17 protein-coding genes and 1 other annotated feature are annotated in these 17,414 nt (G+C 39.0%); of the genes, 13 read left to right on the top strand and 4 right to left on the bottom strand.

Features of this window, described 5'->3' with window-relative positions:
• The first annotated feature begins 50 nt into the window (after positions 1 to 50).
• The 5 genes from cdaS (at position 51) to ACE1MS_RS13785 (ending at position 3,865) form a co-directional block, all read left to right on the top strand.
• Entirely contained in the window at positions 51 to 671 is a 621-nt protein-coding gene (gene cdaS / locus ACE1MS_RS13805) for a sporulation-specific diadenylate cyclase CdaS (protein WP_080695213.1), read from the top strand.
• Between the two features lie 140 nt (positions 672 to 811).
• Positions 812 to 1,216, top strand: coding sequence for a MarR family winged helix-turn-helix transcriptional regulator (locus ACE1MS_RS13800; protein ID WP_206700972.1), 405 nt, complete (start codon positions 812 to 814; stop codon positions 1,214 to 1,216).
• 53 nt (positions 1,217 to 1,269) lie between these two features.
• Positions 1,270 to 2,211 carry a ring-cleaving dioxygenase gene (locus ACE1MS_RS13795; protein ID WP_447402418.1) on the top strand — a complete coding sequence of 314 codons (942 nt, stop codon included), beginning with the start codon at positions 1,270 to 1,272 and terminating at the stop codon, positions 2,209 to 2,211.
• 16 nt (positions 2,212 to 2,227) lie between these two features.
• Positions 2,228 to 3,283: an LLM class flavin-dependent oxidoreductase gene (locus tag ACE1MS_RS13790; protein ID WP_012294978.1), complete on the top strand. Its 1,056-nt coding sequence runs from the start codon at positions 2,228 to 2,230 to the stop codon at positions 3,281 to 3,283.
• 15 nt (positions 3,284 to 3,298) lie between these two features.
• Positions 3,299 to 3,865: an NADPH-dependent FMN reductase gene (locus ACE1MS_RS13785; protein WP_031417509.1), complete on the top strand. Its 567-nt coding sequence runs from the start codon at positions 3,299 to 3,301 to the stop codon at positions 3,863 to 3,865.
• Between the two features lie 57 nt (positions 3,866 to 3,922).
• Here the strand turns inward: ACE1MS_RS13785 and ACE1MS_RS13780 are convergent, their stop codons facing one another.
• The gene (locus ACE1MS_RS13780) at positions 3,923 to 4,387 is read right to left on the bottom strand and encodes a DUF2691 family protein (RefSeq protein ID WP_012294976.1); all 465 of its coding nucleotides are present in this window, start codon (positions 4,385 to 4,387) and stop codon (positions 3,923 to 3,925) included.
• A gap of 109 nt (positions 4,388 to 4,496) precedes the next feature.
• Positions 4,497 to 5,522, bottom strand: coding sequence for a DUF2332 domain-containing protein (locus ACE1MS_RS13775; protein ID WP_447402417.1), 1,026 nt, complete (start codon positions 5,520 to 5,522; stop codon positions 4,497 to 4,499).
• 401 nt (positions 5,523 to 5,923) lie between these two features.
• On the opposite strand from ACE1MS_RS13775, the gene ACE1MS_RS13770 reads away from it, so the two are divergent.
• Positions 5,924 to 6,208, top strand: a complete 285-nt coding sequence (locus ACE1MS_RS13770; protein ID WP_197225260.1) for a DUF1450 domain-containing protein — start codon at positions 5,924 to 5,926, stop codon at positions 6,206 to 6,208.
• A gap of 56 nt (positions 6,209 to 6,264) precedes the next feature.
• On the opposite strand, the gene namA is transcribed toward ACE1MS_RS13770, so the two are convergent.
• Both namA and proC read right to left on the bottom strand, forming a co-directional pair.
• Positions 6,265 to 7,275, bottom strand: coding sequence for an NADPH dehydrogenase NamA (namA, locus tag ACE1MS_RS13765; RefSeq protein WP_012294973.1), 1,011 nt, complete (start codon positions 7,273 to 7,275; stop codon positions 6,265 to 6,267).
• A gap of 48 nt (positions 7,276 to 7,323) precedes the next feature.
• The gene (proC, locus tag ACE1MS_RS13760; protein WP_197225259.1) at positions 7,324 to 8,127 is read right to left on the bottom strand and encodes a pyrroline-5-carboxylate reductase; all 804 of its coding nucleotides are present in this window, start codon (positions 8,125 to 8,127) and stop codon (positions 7,324 to 7,326) included.
• Between the two features lie 46 nt (positions 8,128 to 8,173).
• Positions 8,174 to 8,387, bottom strand: a binding site (T-box leader).
• An 86-nt stretch (positions 8,388 to 8,473) separates the two neighbouring features.
• Here proC and ACE1MS_RS13755 point away from each other — a divergent pair.
• The 7 genes from ACE1MS_RS13755 (at position 8,474) to ACE1MS_RS13725 (ending at position 17,413) form a co-directional block, all read left to right on the top strand.
• Entirely contained in the window at positions 8,474 to 9,463 is a 990-nt protein-coding gene (locus ACE1MS_RS13755) for an MBL fold metallo-hydrolase (protein WP_051800271.1), read from the top strand.
• Between the two features lie 8 nt (positions 9,464 to 9,471).
• Positions 9,472 to 10,221 (top strand): SDR family NAD(P)-dependent oxidoreductase, encoded by a 750-nt coding sequence (locus ACE1MS_RS13750; RefSeq protein ID WP_012294969.1) that lies wholly within the window; start codon positions 9,472 to 9,474, stop codon positions 10,219 to 10,221.
• A gap of 73 nt (positions 10,222 to 10,294) precedes the next feature.
• Positions 10,295 to 11,089 (top strand): MerR family transcriptional regulator, encoded by a 795-nt coding sequence (locus ACE1MS_RS13745; protein WP_031416259.1) that lies wholly within the window; start codon positions 10,295 to 10,297, stop codon positions 11,087 to 11,089.
• A gap of 86 nt (positions 11,090 to 11,175) precedes the next feature.
• On the top strand, positions 11,176 to 11,985 hold the full coding sequence (locus tag ACE1MS_RS13740) for a CPBP family intramembrane glutamic endopeptidase (RefSeq protein WP_099805313.1): 810 nt from the start codon (positions 11,176 to 11,178) through the stop codon (positions 11,983 to 11,985).
• Positions 11,986 to 12,335: 350 nt separating this feature from the next.
• Positions 12,336 to 13,529: an argininosuccinate synthase gene (locus tag ACE1MS_RS13735; RefSeq protein ID WP_036162036.1), complete on the top strand. Its 1,194-nt coding sequence runs from the start codon at positions 12,336 to 12,338 to the stop codon at positions 13,527 to 13,529.
• An 80-nt stretch (positions 13,530 to 13,609) separates the two neighbouring features.
• Positions 13,610 to 14,992 (top strand): argininosuccinate lyase, encoded by a 1,383-nt coding sequence (gene argH, locus ACE1MS_RS13730; protein WP_031416256.1) that lies wholly within the window; start codon positions 13,610 to 13,612, stop codon positions 14,990 to 14,992.
• Between the two features lie 1,137 nt (positions 14,993 to 16,129).
• The gene (locus ACE1MS_RS13725) at positions 16,130 to 17,413 is read left to right on the top strand and encodes an alpha/beta hydrolase (RefSeq protein ID WP_180276564.1); all 1,284 of its coding nucleotides are present in this window, start codon (positions 16,130 to 16,132) and stop codon (positions 17,411 to 17,413) included.
• Position 17,414 lies beyond the last annotated feature (1 nt).

The following is a 17,414-nucleotide window of genomic DNA, read 5'->3' as shown; positions in this document are numbered from 1 at the left end:
TCCAGGGAAACTAAGAGAGGAAAGCTTTTATAAAAAGAGAGGTGCCTTTTGTGAATCCAATAAATTGTGATTTTTCACCAATGAAAGAAACATTAAAAGATGAGCTTCTCCACGTGATTATGTCATTACAGCAAAGTGTTCAACAGATGGATACAGAAACAAATTGTCTCCTTGGCAATTTTGAAAAAATTAAAGAAAGATTTGTGGCAATTGAAATGAAAGCAGCCACGTTTTATTTAAATTGTTATCTTTCCCCGTTTACAGAAAAGTATCCTGAACTGTCGCATAGTGTACAAAATATGTCACTGAGAAGACACGGTGGTTTAATCGTGATCCAGCGAGAAGACGCTTTGGAGAAGCTAGTCCAGCCTGGTATTCATATAGGTGCTGACTTAACCCATTCGTTAGTAGAATCAATTTTTTTCCCAGGCAATCCTCTTCATGATGGCGCAGTATTAGTCAACCATAATCAAATTGAATCGGCGGCAAATGTATTACCACTGTCAGAGCGTTATACAGGGGAAAGGAAATTAGGCACAAGACATCGTGCTGCATTGGGATTAAGTGAGGTAAGTGATGCACTCGTTATGGTCGTATCCGAAGAAACGGGGAGAATATCATTTGCCTTTAAAGGCAACTTATACCCTATTACCACACATGGCATTATATAGGGATGATATTCCCTATGTATTTAATATCTCAAATTCGAGATATTTCTCTTGCTTCTTTATCACTTGAGTGGTAAAGTGATAACAGAAGGGAGGATAAAGTCGTGAAAAATCATACATTAGGTACTTTAACCTGGATTCGCATGATGCGCTTTACAGCCCAAAGTAATCAATTATCCAATGAATTTTTAAAACGTTTTGATCTAACCACCGCACAATTTGATGTGCTAATCCAAATAAAAACCTATGCACCTATTACACAATGTCAACTAGCAGAAAAAGTAACGGTCACACAAGGTGGAATGTCTCGCATGCTGGCAAGGCTTGAAAAAGAGGGACTGATTGAGCGTAAGCAAAATTGGAAGACGAAAACGATTTCGTTGACGGCAAAAGGGGAGCAAATGATTGATGCAGCAACACCTAGTCAGCTTCACTTCCAATCCTCATTTTTTGAAGATGTATTAACAGATGAAGAAATGAAAACTTTATATAAATTGATGACAAAGCTGGAAAAGCATAGTCAGGAAAAAAAATTACCACTAGCGTAATTTTTTTTACCCTATCACTTGCTTAATCAAGTGATTTCGAGGAGGAGCATACAATGAACAAATTAAGTGGACATCATCATATTTCGATGCTAACGAAAAATGGCAAACAAAATAATCATTTTTATACTAAAATTTTAGGGTTACGACGTGTAAAGAAAACCGTGAATCAAGACTCCCCATCCATGTATCACTTATTTTATGGGGACTTAACAGGGTCGGTGGGTACAGAATTAACATTTTTTGAGATGCCTGTTGCGGGACGTACTGTGCGAGGAACCAATGCGATAACACGTATTGGTTTACTTGTACCAAGCTATGAGAGTTTACTTTATTGGAAATTTCGTTTCCAAGAGCTAAAGGTAGAACATAGTGACATCTCCACATATGCGGGGAAAGACGCCTTATTTTTTGAGGATCATGAAGGGTTGAGAATGGTGTTATTAAACCATCATGGTCAAGAAACACCAGCGCAATGGCAACCATGGGGTGGCAATGAAATCCCTGAAGAGCATCGCATTTTAGGGATGGGTACAGTTGAAATGACGGTGCGTTATCTACAACGGACAGTGAATTTACTACAAGATTTATTTCACTATACCGTTGTTGCAGAAAATGACCAAGAGGCAGTTCTGCAATCGATAGAGGGGGAAGTGCTTGGAGAGATTCTTGTCAAAGAATTAGAAGGACCAAGTGAAAAACCAGGTAAAGGAAGTATCCACCATCTTGCTATACGTGTAGCAACGGTCGATGAGCTACTAGAATGGGATACAAAAATTAAAGAGCTAGGTTTAACTAGCACAGGTGTTGTCGATCGTTATTATTTCCAAAGTCTTTATTTTAGAGATCGTAACGGAATTCTATTTGAAATGGCGACAGATGGCCCAGGGTTTACGGTAGATTCCTCGGTAGATGAACTAGGAAAAGAGCTAGATCTTCCACCATTTTTAGAAGAAAAACGAGCAGAAATTGAAGCGATTTTAGAGCCGCTTGAATAAGGAGAGGTAATTCATAATGGAAAAATATCGTATTGATCAATCACAAGGACTTGAATTTGGGCTGTATTCTTTAGGAGACCATATTCCCAACCCATTAACAGGAGAACGAATTTCTGCGCAGCAACGACTAAAAGAGCTGGTTGAAGCTAGCCAATTAGCGGAGCAAGCAGGCATTGATGTATTTGGAGTTGGTGAAAGTCATCAATCTTATTTTACAACACAGGCACATACTGTTGTGTTGGGGGCTATCGCGCAAGCAACTTCTAAAATTAAACTATCCAGCTCTGCCACTGTGTTAAGTGTTTCAGATCCTGTGCGTGTTTATGAGGATTTTGCAACCATTGATTTATTATCAAATGGTCGTGCCGAAATTGTGGCGGGACGCGGATCACGAGTAGGAGCATACCATTTGCTTGGTGTAGATTTACAGGATTATGAAGAACTTTTTGAAGAAAAATTAGAGCTACTTATGAAAATCAATGATGAAGAGCTTGTGACATGGGAAGGCCAATTCCGTGCCCCACTTCATAATGCTCAAATATTACCGCAGCCAAAAAACGGCTCTTTACCGATTTGGCGTGCAGTTGGTGGGCCGCCAGCGAGTGCGATAAAAGCAGGGTATATGGGAATTCCCATGATGTTAACGACTCTAGGTGGGCCCGCTGTAAACTTTAAGCCATCTGTTGATGCTTATCGAGAAGCGGCAGAGCGACAAGGTTTTGTTCCAAATGAATTGCCAGTTGCCACAACAAGCCTGTTTTATGTAGCAGATACAACAAAAGAGGCATTACAAGGGATGTATCCACATTTAAACGGTGGTTTCCAAGCGATTCGTGGGGGAGGCTATCCTAAACAACAATTTGCTCAAGCTACAGATACACGAGATGCCTTAATGGTCGGTAGTAAAGAACAAATTATTGAGAAATTACTCTATCAATATGAATTATATGGGATGCAGCGTTTTATGGCACAAATTGATTTTGGCGGGGTCCCATTCGATAAAATCATGAAAAACATTGAAATCATCGGCAACGATATTATCCCAGCAATGAAAAAATATACAGCAAAATAAGGAGTGTACCATCATATGAAGATTGTCGCACTTGCCGGTTCCATTATTGGCTCAAAAACAAGAACAGCGATGCATAAATTTGCCGAGATCGTCCAAAAAAAATACCCGGAGCATGAAGTGACGCTTCTCGATCTTGCTAACTATCAACTAGTATTTAGTGATGGACGTAATTACTTTGACTATGAGGGCGATACGAAATATGTCACAGAAACGATCATGGCTGCGGATGCTATTGTCATTGGGACGCCAACATTCCAGGCTTCTATTCCAGCAACATTGAAAAATATCTTTGACCTATTACCAGTCAATGCTTTTCGCGATAAAGTAGTCAGCGTCATTGTTACCGCAGGGACGTCAAAGCACTATTTAATGGTGGAGCAGCAATTAAAGCCGATTCTTGCCTACATGAAGGCCCATATTGTGCCAACCTATGTATTTATAGAAGAAAAAGACTTTTTACGCAAAGAAATTGTCAATGATGATGTCCGTTTCCGTCTTGAACGATTAGCAGAGGATACTGTAATGGTAACAGACGCATTTGCAGAAATTCGTGCGAAAAAAGATGCTGAATACGATTTTTAAAGAGTAGTAGAAACGCTGTGTCACTAGGCTGCCACAGCGTTTTGTAGATGATGATCTTTATCCCCATACCGTTAAACAAGAACGTGTATCATTTTCATCAGTGATCAATTGAATGTTTGTGTAATAGGAAGCTGTTGCACGTTCGAACAACTTATCAATAATAGATTCTTCTTTGACAAAAAGGGATACATAGCTTGAATCAATGATTAATAGTACCATTTCACATGAGCTTTTTAAAAAATCTTCATAGCTTTTAATTTCCACAACATCTTCACGTTGAGGAAAGGCTTTCAAGTCAGCAAATATTACATAGTATTCATCAACTGATATACAGTTTAAAAATGATAGGCCATTTAAAATGGTATCATCGGGGAAAAGGTTTGCACCAAGTGTTCCATTCTCTATCTTGTAAGATTCTCCAGGTCCTATAGACCAATGCCAAGTCGCACTAATTAGATTTGTTAAAATATCCAATATATATCGGCCATATTCATTTTTTATTTCAAAGCTAATTCCTCGCATTTTAACGTCCTTTCTACTGATGAATCGATTTATAAGGTTTAAATTGAAGGCGCTCCATAACCACAACTGCATAGAAAAAAACACGCATCTCTTGGTTTCAGTAGCCACCTTAACTATTTGACCATTGAAACCATCGTCCATGGCCGTCAGGACGTTCCATTGTCCGAATAGATTGTATGGTGCCCTGATTCAGAAAATCCTGGTGTAGCTGTACGTCAAATAAATTGTTATAGCAATGGTAGAGTGGGCGTTTCATGCTAATCTCTTTTAATTGCTCCATTAATGAATGTCGTGATTCGAGTGACATTTGGTTGGCAACATGTGTATGATAAACGACTAACATGGCTTCTTCCTCAATGGTTTGACTGATCTCCATTATTAGTTGGATTGCATCACCCTTTATTAACTGAATTTCTAATTGACTGAAGATAGGGAGAGCTTCATTTAACAACAATCGACGTTCGTGGTGTTCAGGCCAGATTAAAGCTTGCAGCCATTGACTTTCTTTCTTTTGTCGGAGATCAATGGGATTTAAATCGATGCCAATCCTTTGGTAAACAACGGGTGGCTTTGACACAGACTTAGGAAGTGTTTCCCCTCGGTTTTCTGAAGATATTATACTTCCATTGTTCGTATTGTTAATGGATAATTGATGATTGTAGCAATAATTGTAGTGATCCATACCAAGCTGAAGTCCAGCACTTGCTCCTATTTCTATGAAGGCCAATGGTCGCTGGTGCTTGTGATAAATGTCAGTCATCATAGGATAGAGGTAGGCACAACGTCGAATTTCATTGGTTTGGACAAGTTTTTCTTGAAATAATGACTTTAATTGTTTTGCATGATCCATCACAAATGCTTTGAAGACAGGGTAAACCCCTTGAATGGGATGTGGAGTTGCCGTAAAAGACGCGTAATACTTAGCTAAAGGATCTTTCAAGGAAATCAATAAATATTGAACAGCTGCCAACAATAGATTGGGTGCTGGTTGATTTGGTGGAATCAGGGAGGCAATCTCCAATAGCTCCTCATCCGCAGCCATTTTATTAGCTAAATGTTCATACAGAGGGCTAGAGTTCACGCATTCCTGTTCGGCAAAAAGTCGAAATTGACGACTTAATGTAGCATATGACATGTATATCTCTCCTTTTGCACATCTATTTATTTTTCAGTCTAATAGTATTGTATAATTTAGTAAATTAAATATATGTTTTAATGAAAAAATAGTAATCATGAAGCATGGAGTATAAATGGTGACAGTCCTTTATTATAGCGGCTCAAACTTGTAATTTCCGAACAGGACACAAAAACTTCATCTTTTACAGCTACGTATTTCAACAGTTGGAGAGACGTTTTAATATTGTGCCATTTGAAGATTTTTCATTGCCAAATGTACCCGTATACTTGTTCTATAAAGAGTCGACAAATGTCTCAAATCGCCTATTAGAGTTACTACGCACTAGGAATTATTTATAATTCACATGATGTTCAAAAATGAGAAAGATCAGAGTGAAATATTTGTAAGGGGGAATAAACATGGTATTTTCTCTTTTTAAAAAGAAGAAAGATTCACAGCCATTAAAATTAAAAAATAGAGTCGAGTTTTGCATGACGAATTTATCGCTTGGTGCCGCAGATGCATATGATGTTTTGTTAGAACGTGATGATTTTGACATCGAGGAGTCGGGGTGTACATCGCATTGTGAAATCTGTGAGCAAGGTATTTTTGCTATAGTTAATGGAGAAATCATCACTGCGGATGATGCGGCGGCATTAATAGAGGCTATTGATGAAGAAATAAAGCAAAATCCACTTTTCTAATTAAATAATTAAAAACAGCTTGTGAACGCACAAGCTGTTTTGTTATGGAAATAAGTTTACCAACCACGGACATATTGTACGGGTGGTTGTAGTTCTTCACTTAATTCTTTAGCTGCATGGAGCGGCCAATACGGCTCACGGAGTAAAACACGAGCTAAGAAAATTAAATCTGCACGGTTATTTTGTAAAATTTCTTCGGCTTGAATGGCTGTTGTAATAAGGCCTACTGCGCCAGTAGCGATATCAGCCCCATGTTTGATGGCTTCAGCATGAGAAACTTGGTATCCTGGAAAGACATTGATAGTAGCAGGGACAACGCCACCTGTTGATACATCTACTAAATCTACTCCTTGTGATTTCATCCAGCGGCTAAAGACGATGAAGTCATCCATTGTAGTGCCATCTTCTGCGTAATCTTCTGCAGAAACACGTACCAATAATGGCCCATCCCAAACACTGCGAATGGCATCAATAATTTGGCGTAATATGCGATAGCGATTTTCCTGTGAGCCACCATATTGATCTTCTCGTTTGTTCGTAGCAGGCGATAAAAATTCACTAATTAAATAGCCATGTGCCCCATGAATTTCGAGTACATCAAAGCCTGCCTTTGCCGCACGAATAGCAGCAAGTTTGAACGCTTCAATCACATGTTGAATGTTCTCTTCAGACATGGCTGTAGGTGTTTGATAGTCTGAACTAAAGGCAATGGCTGATGGGGCAAAAATTTCGCCCTCTACGGTTGCTTTACGTCCAGCATGACCAAGCTGGATGCCTGTTTTAGCCCCATATGCTTTCATACCCTCTACTAATTGACGTAAGCCATCAATATGCGCGTCATCCCAAATGCCTAAATCTTTATTGGAGATACGACCTTCTGGAACAACACCAGTAGCTTCTAAAATGATTAATCCTACTTGCCCAGCTGCCCTTGTCGCATAATGGACTTGATGGAAAGGTGTGACCAGACCATCATCCTCAGCTGAGTACATACACATGGGTGCCATGACAACACGATTTTTTAAGGAAATGGATTGTAATTGATAAGGTTCGAATAATTTACTCAAAATAAAGCCCCCTAATTCCTAGTGATAAACTCTATTTTGCACCGAATGTTATCCATTTGCAAGTGAACGAGATCGTGCTACAGCTTCTTTGATACAAGCTTCAATCGCCTTATTAAATTGATATTGCTCTAGCGCTTGAATTCCAGCCTCTGTTGTCCCGCCAGGGCTTGTTACTTTTTTGCGTAGAACATCTGGTTCATCTAAGGATTGCTTGAGCATTTCGGCAGTACCTGCAAGTGTTTGTGTCATCAATAATCGTACGGTATCTTTAGATAGGCCTACCTCTGTCCCTACACGCTCGAACGCCTCCATTAAATAATAAATATAAGCAGGGCCACTACCTGAAAGGGCTGTGACTGCATGTAATTGATCCTCATCGACTTCAATAACAGAGCCAACAGCCTCTAATAACTGGAGAAAAAGAATACGCTGTGCAGTAGACACTTCGTTATTGAATGAAATGCCACTTGCGGACATACCAATAGTGGCAGACGTGTTAGGCATCACCCGTGCGACTGGACGGCTCCCTAAAAGTTCAGTAATCGTCCCAATGCCAATACCCGCTAGAATCGACAGAATCGCAGACTGTGCTGTAATTTTGGGTTTTAACTCACGCATCGCTGCAATTGCGTCTTTTGGCTTCATCGCCAAAATAATTAGATCTGCCTGACGATAAATGGCCTGATCAAACATGCAGTGGATGCCATATGTTTCTTGTAAGAAATGCAGACGTTCTTTATCAGAGCGATTGGTGACGTAAATTTCCTGTGGTGAAAATACCTTTTGCTTTATCCACCCTTGAATCAATGCCTCTGCCATTGAGCCCGCACCGATAAATAGAATTTTTTTCATGAATAAAACCTCCAGTTCAAAATAAAAAAGCGCTCTCGTCCTTATTTAGAAGGACGAAAACGCTCTTGTTTCCGCGGTACCACCTTTGTTTGCCAATATTGGCACAACTCTTAGCCCTCTTATCGCAAGGGAGACGGTTATGTTTGCATAACTGCTCAGAAATAGGTTCGGTAATGGGAGTGGGTGATGTTACTCTCAGCAAATGTAACACTCTCTAACACCTTCACCAATTACGTACTCGGCTTCTTCAACGCACATTAATAATTAGATTATTCAAAATTATAGTGATGGAAAAGCAACCTGTCAACAGGAAGATGACGAAAACAGAAAAAACTTGTAAAATAGAATGAATCAGTATTCACTAGCGAGTAAAAAGGGGGAGACAACTTTGTCTATATACAAAATAGAAATACCAACACCCTATGAAGTAGGAGATGTCAATGCATTTATTGTGAAAGGTGATGCACTTAGCATTTTTGATGTTGGACCAAAAACAGTAGAAGCCTATGATGCTCTGAAATGGGGGATTCGCGCTGCGGGCTATGATATGCGAGATATTGAACAAGTTGTACTCACCCATCATCACCCTGATCATGCGGGATGGGTCGATGCTTTTCCATATGCTGAAATTTTAGGCCATGCCTATAATGATAAATGGCTTCGTCATGACGAAGAGTTTTTACGTTATCACGAGCAATTTTACAGTGCATGTTTATTTGAACATGGGGTGCCACAAGAGTATATTGCTAAAAGCGTGCATGTACGTCGTGAATTAGAGCTTGTAGGAGAACGTCCATTGACACAAATTTTGACCGATGGAGATGAAGTACCTGGGCATCCAGGATTAAAGGCAATTGAAACATTAGGGCATGCACAAAGCCATTTTATTTTTTGGGATGAACAAACACATCATGTGATTGGCGGAGATTTATTACTTGAAAAAATCACCCCAAACCCTTTAATTGAACCACCATTAGATCCTTCATTGGGACGTACAAAGTCATTATTACAATATAATGAATCCCTCGAAATCTTACGCCAATTGCCTGTCAAAATGATGTATACAGGACATGGGGCTGAACTACAAGACATTCCGATATTAATTGATAAACGACTAGAAAGACAGCATCAGCAATCCATGAAAGTTTGTGAATTACTAGGGGATGATCAATTAACGGTTGTGCAAGTGACGAAACGATTGTATCCAGCTATCTTCCAGCATATGCTTGGATTAACCTTGTCTAAAACGTTGGGGCATTTAGATTATTTAGAGGCAAATAATTATATTACTTCATCGAAGACAGAAGAAGGTATTTATTTATTTAAAAGAAAGTAGGACTATATATGAATAGGAAGACGATCTTCGTAACAGGGGCCACAAGTGGTGTAGGCTTAAAAATAACAGAGTTGCTAGTAGCCCAAGGTCATACCGTTTATGCCACAGGCCGCAATGCTGTAGCATTAAAAGTTTTAGAACGTTTGGGAGCCAAAGTCATCCAAGCTGATTTAACCCATTTACATACACTCGACGCTGTTTGTGCCCAGCTTCCTCCTATTGATGTCGCCATCCTTTCAGCTGGTGTTGGAAAGTTTGCTGAGGCTCCTAAGTTAATGGATGAAGATATTGCACAAATGATTGAATTGAATATTGGTGTACCCATTTATCTTGCTAAACGGTTAGCTTCCACGATGATGAAGCGAAATCAAGGGCATTTGATTTTTATTGGTTCACAGGCTGGCAAGGTCGCCACTCCGAAAGCAAGTGTTTATGCAGCTACTAAACATGCAATTGTAGGATTTACCAATGGACTACGCATGGAGCTTGCACCATATCATGTAAAAGTAACAGCCATTCACCCTGGTCCAATCGATACACCATTTTTAGACAAGGTCAATGATCAAAGTGGCTATCGCGCATCTTTAGGCAGATTTTTATTATCAGCTGATGAAGTAGCACAGGCGACAATTAAAACAATTGAACGCCCAGTTCGAGAGGTCAACCTCCCAAAAATCATGGGGCTGTCTAGTAAACTGTATGCATTGGCACCTGCAACAATTGAGTTCCTAGGGAAGTCATTCTTCCATAAAAAATAATGAACATCTAGCTGTAAACATGTTCTTGGCATGTCTACAGTTTTTTCATACTGGCAAAGAAAAGGGGGGTAATATGTATACAATTGGACAAGTGGCAAAATTTTTAGGCATTTCTAGAGATACGATCAAATATTATGAGGAAAAGGGATTGGTCAAGCCTCACCAAAATAGCGAAAATGGCTATAGAACGTATAATCAATTGGATATTTATAATTTGACAACCGTCAATTTTTATCGAGAATTGGATTTAGAAATTAAACGAATACAAGAAGTGAGAAAGGGCATGAGCATAGAGGGAATCCAACTCGTATTGGAGGAGAAAGAACAACAAGTGTTAGAGGAGATAGCCTATAAAAAACTACTGTTAAAAAAACTCCAAAATGCTAAAGAAGATTGCCAAAAAATTCAACAATATGTAGGTACCTTTACGATAAAAGAAATGAAACCTCTAGCCATGTTAGGCGTAATAGACCATTATACAGCTTATGAAGAGTATGACGCACTCAAAGAAAATACAGACAGTTTAAAAAAAGCGGTGATCCTGACATCATTAAGAAGGGTCATTCACTTTAATGAACAGGGCATGCAGAAAGATAAATTTATGATTGTGCGAAAGCTAGAAGAAAACGAGAAAACATTAGAAGAGCAAGTTTTATATCATCCTAAATGTTTATATACGGTAATTGAAGACGGAAGATGGTCAACCGGGGGCAAAAATACAGATGACCAAGTGGAAGCGACTATTAGAAGAGTAGCAAAAGAAAATGGCTATAAACTTTTAGGTCTCGTTTATATTAACTTATTACTAGCGACTTACGAGGGAGGGTTAGAACGAATTTTTTTAGAAATGTATGTCCCAATAAAATAGAGTGATGGCCAGAAATATGTATTGACCTGTGAGCAACCCCCAGGTTTAAGCTGAAGGTATTCAGAACGAAACGGGGGATTTATTATATGAACAGAAAAAAGAAGCTAAAAAGACCAGTAGCAAGCTTCGTTATCCTCACTAATATCATCTTTTTACCACTTTTTTGCCTTGTAGGCGCTGTCAAAATGCTAGGGCTTCCTACATGGGTATTCGATATAGTCCGCTGTCTATCAGCATGGTCATCGACTTTTGCCTTTGCCATACTATTTCCAAAAATTTATCCAGGGCAGCACTTTTTACATTTCGTGAAACAAAAATTTAAACATCAACTCCAATTTTCTGTCATTCTTTCTGTCTTGCTCATTCAAGGCACCATCTTTATCATCATCTTACTTCTAGCTATGAATCATGCTGAAGCTGACGCAATTTTTACTATTTCATCCTGGGGAATGCTTAGTTATTATTTCTTTAAAAATCTGTTGTCAGGACCTATAGGAGAAGAATTAGGGTGGAGAGGCTTTGCCTTGCTTGAGCTTCAAAAGAAATATGGGTCATTACAATGTGCGATTATCATAGGATTTTGGTGGGGGATTTGGCATTTACCGATTTGGTTTACAACTGGATTTACAGGGTTGGAGCTACTGAAATACATCGTATTCTTTATGCTTTCCATCATTTCTACGACCATCATTATGACAGCCTTCTATTCAATTAATCAAAATTTAATAATTCCTATAATCATTCATCAATTCTTCAATTTTTTTATTGGCATAATAAACGAGAATTTAATTATTTTAATGATGTATAACGCTATCCTGTATTCAATAGCAGCCTTTCTACTTATACTGATGAATCCAAAGAAGGTTTGGTCAAATAAATCTATCCAATGCAAGTAAACGCGTAGATTTCCATTACGCGTGGTCGAGCTGTTCCAAGCAATAGTTCGTTTTTTTATCCAGTAATAGCGGCGCACAAGAATCCAATTTATACATTGGATTCTTTTTTGTTGTAATTTATATAGTATACATTTATGTCTATAGTAGAAAAGTGTTTTTCCGAGTGAATATCATTGATTTTCTTCAGAGTGATGTATGGATAAACGGACTTTTTATAAGAAAAATAAAAGTCTATTAATTTATAAAAATACGCTTGTTTTTATTTTTATAACATGATACTATTCGTGTATAAACTTTTAATTGAATGTATAAACATACATATCTATAGAGCAATGGAGGCGTATTTAGTTATGGCAAATAAAAAGGTTGTACTAGCATATTCAGGTGGACTTGATACTTCGGTCGCAATTCCATGGTTAAAAGAACAAGGTTGGGACGTAATCGCAGTATGTCTTGACGTTGGTGAAGGGAAAGATCTGGAGTTTGTAAAAAACAAAGCTCTACAAGTAGGAGCGATTGAATCTTATATGGTGGATGCAAAGGATGAATTTGCTGAAAACTATGCATTAATTTCATTACAAGCACACACATGGTATGAACAAAAGTATCCATTAGTGTCGGCTCTTTCTCGTCCATTAATCTCGAAAAAATTAGTTGAGATTGCGAACCAAGTAGGTGCGGATGCTGTAGCTCATGGTTGCACAGGAAAAGGAAATGACCAAGTACGTTTTGAAGTTTCTATTAAAGCATTGAATCCTGATTTAGAGGTATTAGCACCAGTACGTGAGTGGGGCTGGAGCCGTGATGAGGAAATCGAATATGCGATGAAACATAATGTACCTATTCCTGCGACATTAGATTCTCCATTTTCAATTGACCAAAACTTATGGGGTCGTGCGAATGAAGCGGGCATTATGGAAGATCCATGGGTATCTCCACCAGAAGAAGCTTATGGCTTAACGGTTTCAGTAGAAAATGCACCAAATGAAGCAGAGTACGTGGAAATCGAATTCGTGGCTGGTAAACCAGTTGCTTTAAACGGCAAAGAAATGAAGCTTGCTGATTTAATACAGGAATTAAACGCAGTAGCAGGTGCACATGGCATTGGACGTATCGATCACGTTGAAAATCGTTTAGTCGGTATTAAATCTCGTGAGGTTTATGAAATTCCTGGTGCTAAGGTGTTGTTAACGGCTCATAAAGAGCTTGAGGATTTAACACTTGTCAAAGAATTAGCCCACTTCAAGCCAGTCATTGAGAAAAAACTATCTGAATTAATTTATGATGGTTTATGGTTCTCTCCATTACGTGATGCACTTGAGGCATTCCTTACCCAGTCACAGCAATATGTGAATGGTACAGTGCGTGTGAAATTATTCAAAGGGCATGCCATTGTAGAAGGACGTAAATCACCAAATTCACTATACAATGAAAAATTAGCCACATATTCGAAGGAAGATCAATTCAACCACGCTTCCGCTGTAGGCTTTATCGAACTATGGGGTCTACCAACTGTAGTGAACTCAGCTGTTAATAAAAAGTAATCGTAATAAGCAGGGTGGGGTGAAGCATTTGTGCTTGACCTACACCTTTTGAAAAGTAATAAAGGAAAAGGTGAGCTGACATGACAAAACTATGGGGTGGACGTTTCCAAAAATCAGCAGAAGCATGGGTAGATGAATTTGGTGCATCCATTGGCTTTGATCAACAACTTGTGCTAGAGGACCTTGAAGGTAGTGTTGCACATGTCACAATGCTTGGCGCAACAGGGATTTTACCATCAGCTGATGTACAGGCCATACTGAGTGGTCTTGCCCAACTGAAAGATAAGGCAATAGCAGGTGAGCTTGAATTTAGCATTGCTAATGAAGATATACATTTAAATTTAGAAAAGATGCTCATTGATTTAATTGGTCCTGTTGGTGGCAAACTTCATACAGGGCGTAGCCGCAATGACCAAGTTGCGACGGATATGCATCTATTTTTGAAAAAGCGTGTCCAGGAAACGATTGATTTAATTGCTACATTCCAACAAACTTTATTAGTCCAAGCCGAGGAGCATATTGAAACGATTGCACCAGGCTATACACATTTACAGCGTGCACAGCCCATTTCATTTGCCCACCATTTAATGGCTTATTTTTGGATGCTAGAGCGTGATAAGCAACGCTTCACAGAATCCATCAAACGCATTGATATTTTGCCATTAGGGGCAGGAGCGATGGCAGGGACAACATTCCCAATAGACCGTTTAAAATCAGCAGAATTGCTTGGGTTTAGTGAGGTTTATGCCAACTCGATGGATGCTGTAAGTGACCGTGACTTTATTGTAGAATTTTTAAGTAATGCATCCTTGTTAATGGCTCATTTATCGCGCTTTGCTGAGGAAATCATTTTATGGTCTACAGATGAATTTAAATTTATTGAATTGGATGATGCCTTTTCAACAGGTTCTTCCATTATGCCACAAAAGAAAAATCCCGATATGGCTGAGCTCATTCGAGGCAAAACAGGGCGTGTTTATGGAAATCTAATGGGCTTGTTAACGGTTTTAAAGGGAACACCATTAACGTACAACAAAGATATGCAAGAAGATAAAGAAGGCATGTTCGATACAGTGCATACGATTCTTGGCTCTCTGAAAATCTTTGAAGGTATGGTTCGTACGATGACCGTCAATACGGATCGCTTACAGCAGGCTGTCCATGCTGACTTTTCGAACGCAACAGAGCTAGCTGATTACCTTGCTACAAAAGGTATGCCATTCCGTGAAGCACATGAGGTAACAGGTAAACTTGTCTTCACTTGTATTCAAAAAGGCATTTACCTATTAGATTTACCATTGGATGAGATGAAGCATGAAAGCGAGTTAATTGATTCGGATATTTACGATGTGTTAGCGCCAGAAGCGGCCGTTCGACGTCGTCACTCTCTTGGGGGCACTGGCTTTGACCAAGTCAAAATTCAAATTGAAAAAGCCCAAGCTTGTCTAGTTGCCCAACATTAATTTTGCGTGCATGTCCTCGTGACCTTTGCATAGATATTCATTAAAGCTGTCCTGTGAGGCACTATGAAAACCTTGTCCTTTTTCAACAGAGCCAGTGGGTGACGTGAAAAAGAGTACCTTACATACGTGAAGGACAATCCCCAATTCTGGAGACGCGGAATTGGGGTTTTTGTATAAAAACGTGGTGGGAGGAACAAAATGATGGGTGATGAATCGATTAAACAATAGATGACAAAGGAAGATGCAGCAAAGGTGACGGAATCCAATGCGTTAGCAGATGTAGAGTTGGTTTACGGAAAATGATTGGATTTCGCTGCACGATCAATCAGGACTTAATGACTGTTGCTGCACGCCACAAGACCAAAATACAAATTCACCATGGCTGGCATAGTTTCTTAGCCAAAGAAAACATTATAATCATGCATAAACAGAAGGGCAATGGTTCATAATAAGACTGGAAACACTTATTCATCTAAACTGATGGGGAGGATGCAGAATGAGTAATAGTCAAACACCCAAAGACCAAGAATCTCAGGAAAGTCCGCCACAGCTGTGGAGGGTTGAAGCTTCTTAATACTTAAGGCTAAAGGTGAAGCAGAGATCTGTTTCACTGTAGATTAAGGTGAAGCGTAAACCATTCCGGTAAAAAATCAACTAGAAGCAATAAGTGTCCATGGATCCAGAATTATTCTGGGTCCTTTTTTATTGCTGCTTTTCAATGGGGGAAGATAACAAAACGGACACCAAAAAATAGCTACATTTGACAACGAAAAAAATCTGTACTACTCTTAGTAGAACAGATTTTACTTTGTTACAATTAGTTAATCCATATACCTATTAGGGTGGCAAGTACCAGGTGTTTAAAAAAAGAGCCATGACAAATTTGTCCTTGTTTATTTTAAAACAATGGAAGTAGGGGTATTATGCTTATAAATAGTAGACATTTTTGATGCTATGGCACTACCATTTCACGATTGCAAGGCGCATTTTTTTGACAGTACATAAGATACATCCTCGTTAGTTTAAAAAATAAGGCATTGGTTGGATAGTTAATTATGCTAACAAATAGTGTTTATGAATCAGTATGGCAGTATTGCCAAAAATATTGGTAATTTTCACATAGGGAGGGAGATTGTATTGAAGAAATTGTTTGTGTTATGCTGTACGCTTTTACTTTTAGCTGGCTGTGGGCAAAAGGGAGTGATTGCAGAAAACAATGAAACAAAGGGGGGAAGTGCCATGAGCGAACAGTTTATTGGAAAATGGGAAGGCAATATTGAAACACCGAATGGACAGCTACCAATCATTGTTGATTTACAGAAAGATGGTGGTACTCTATCCGTGCCAGCACAGGGAATATCCAATTTTCCGTTGAAGAGTGTGAAATATACAGGTGATCAGGTAACTGTGTCCATTCAATTAAATGGCTCATTTATAGATATTGATGGTACATTCAAAAATGAACAAATTGAAGCAACATTTCAACAAAATGGGGGGACATTCCCACTTATCTTAAAAGCATATAAAGAGGAACCAGTCACCTACGATACATTAAAAATTCCAGTTCAGCAAGGTGACCTAATGGTGGCTCTTCAAAAAGCTAATACAACATCTCCATCACCAGTTGCAGTTATTATAGCTGGCTCTGGGCCAACAGATAAGGATGGTAATTCAGTTTTAGCTGGTAAAAATAATAGCTTAAAAATGATTGCTGAAGGTTTAGCTCAGGAGGGCATCACAACTGTACGCTATGATAAGCGCGGTATTGGGGATAATCAAGCACTCTTGACAAAAGAAGAAGATGTGACGTTTGACCAATATGTGGAGGATGCAGTGAAAATCATTCAATCCTTGCAGGCTAATAAAGCCTATACAAATATTCATGTAATTGGGCATAGTGAAGGTTCATTAATTGGTTTATTAGCTGCTCAACAAACAGGAGTAGAATCCTTTGTTTCGATTGCGGGTGCTGGGCGTCCAATGGATGAAGTATTGATGGAGCAATTAAAAAGTCAACTAGCACCAAATTTATTCAAAGAATCCAAGGACATTTTGAAAGCTCTTAAGCAAGGAAAGCAAGTAGAAAGTATTTCGCCAGAATTACAAGCAGTCTTCCGTCCTTCTGTACAGCCATTCCTTATTTCAATGTTCAAGTATAATCCAGCCGTAGAGCTTGGGAAAGTAAAGAGTCGTGTACTACTTGTGCAAGGAACGACTGATTTACAAGTGAAGGAAGTCGATGCAGAGGCATTAAAGAAAGGTAACGCTAATGCAAAGCTTCTTTATATGAAGGGGATGAACCATGTGTTGAAAAAGGCACCAGAAGACTATGCCGCGAATTTAGCAACCTATGCAGATCCAACACTTCCATTACATGAGGATTTACTACCGACTATTCAACAATTTATTCACGGAAAGTAGG

This window comes from Lysinibacillus sp. fkY74-1, from assembly GCF_053165895.1.
The sequence above is the reverse complement of the archived record's forward strand: the minus strand, read 5'-3'. Positions and strand labels throughout refer to the sequence as shown.

Coding starts and splice junctions, on each gene's coding strand:
- ACE1MS_RS13800 (WP_206700972.1), top strand. CDS start 812: ATGATGCGCTTTACAGCCCAAAGTAATCAATTATCCAATGAATTTTTA.
- ACE1MS_RS13795 (WP_447402418.1), top strand. CDS start 1,270: ATGAACAAATTAAGTGGACATCATCATATTTCGATGCTAACGAAAAAT.
- ACE1MS_RS13790 (WP_012294978.1), top strand. CDS start 2,228: ATGGAAAAATATCGTATTGATCAATCACAAGGACTTGAATTTGGGCTG.
- ACE1MS_RS13785 (WP_031417509.1), top strand. CDS start 3,299: ATGAAGATTGTCGCACTTGCCGGTTCCATTATTGGCTCAAAAACAAGA.
- ACE1MS_RS13780 (WP_012294976.1), bottom strand. CDS start 4,387: ATGCGAGGAATTAGCTTTGAAATAAAAAATGAATATGGCCGATATATA.
- ACE1MS_RS13775 (WP_447402417.1), bottom strand. CDS start 5,522: ATGTCATATGCTACATTAAGTCGTCAATTTCGACTTTTTGCCGAACAG.
- ACE1MS_RS13770 (WP_197225260.1), top strand. CDS start 5,924: ATGGTATTTTCTCTTTTTAAAAAGAAGAAAGATTCACAGCCATTAAAA.
- proC (WP_197225259.1), bottom strand. CDS start 8,127: ATGAAAAAAATTCTATTTATCGGTGCGGGCTCAATGGCAGAGGCATTG.
- ACE1MS_RS13755 (WP_051800271.1), top strand. CDS start 8,474: ATGAATCAGTATTCACTAGCGAGTAAAAAGGGGGAGACAACTTTGTCT.
- ACE1MS_RS13750 (WP_012294969.1), top strand. CDS start 9,472: ATGAATAGGAAGACGATCTTCGTAACAGGGGCCACAAGTGGTGTAGGC.
- ACE1MS_RS13745 (WP_031416259.1), top strand. CDS start 10,295: ATGTATACAATTGGACAAGTGGCAAAATTTTTAGGCATTTCTAGAGAT.
- ACE1MS_RS13740 (WP_099805313.1), top strand. CDS start 11,176: ATGAACAGAAAAAAGAAGCTAAAAAGACCAGTAGCAAGCTTCGTTATC.
- ACE1MS_RS13735 (WP_036162036.1), top strand. CDS start 12,336: ATGGCAAATAAAAAGGTTGTACTAGCATATTCAGGTGGACTTGATACT.
- argH (WP_031416256.1), top strand. CDS start 13,610: ATGACAAAACTATGGGGTGGACGTTTCCAAAAATCAGCAGAAGCATGG.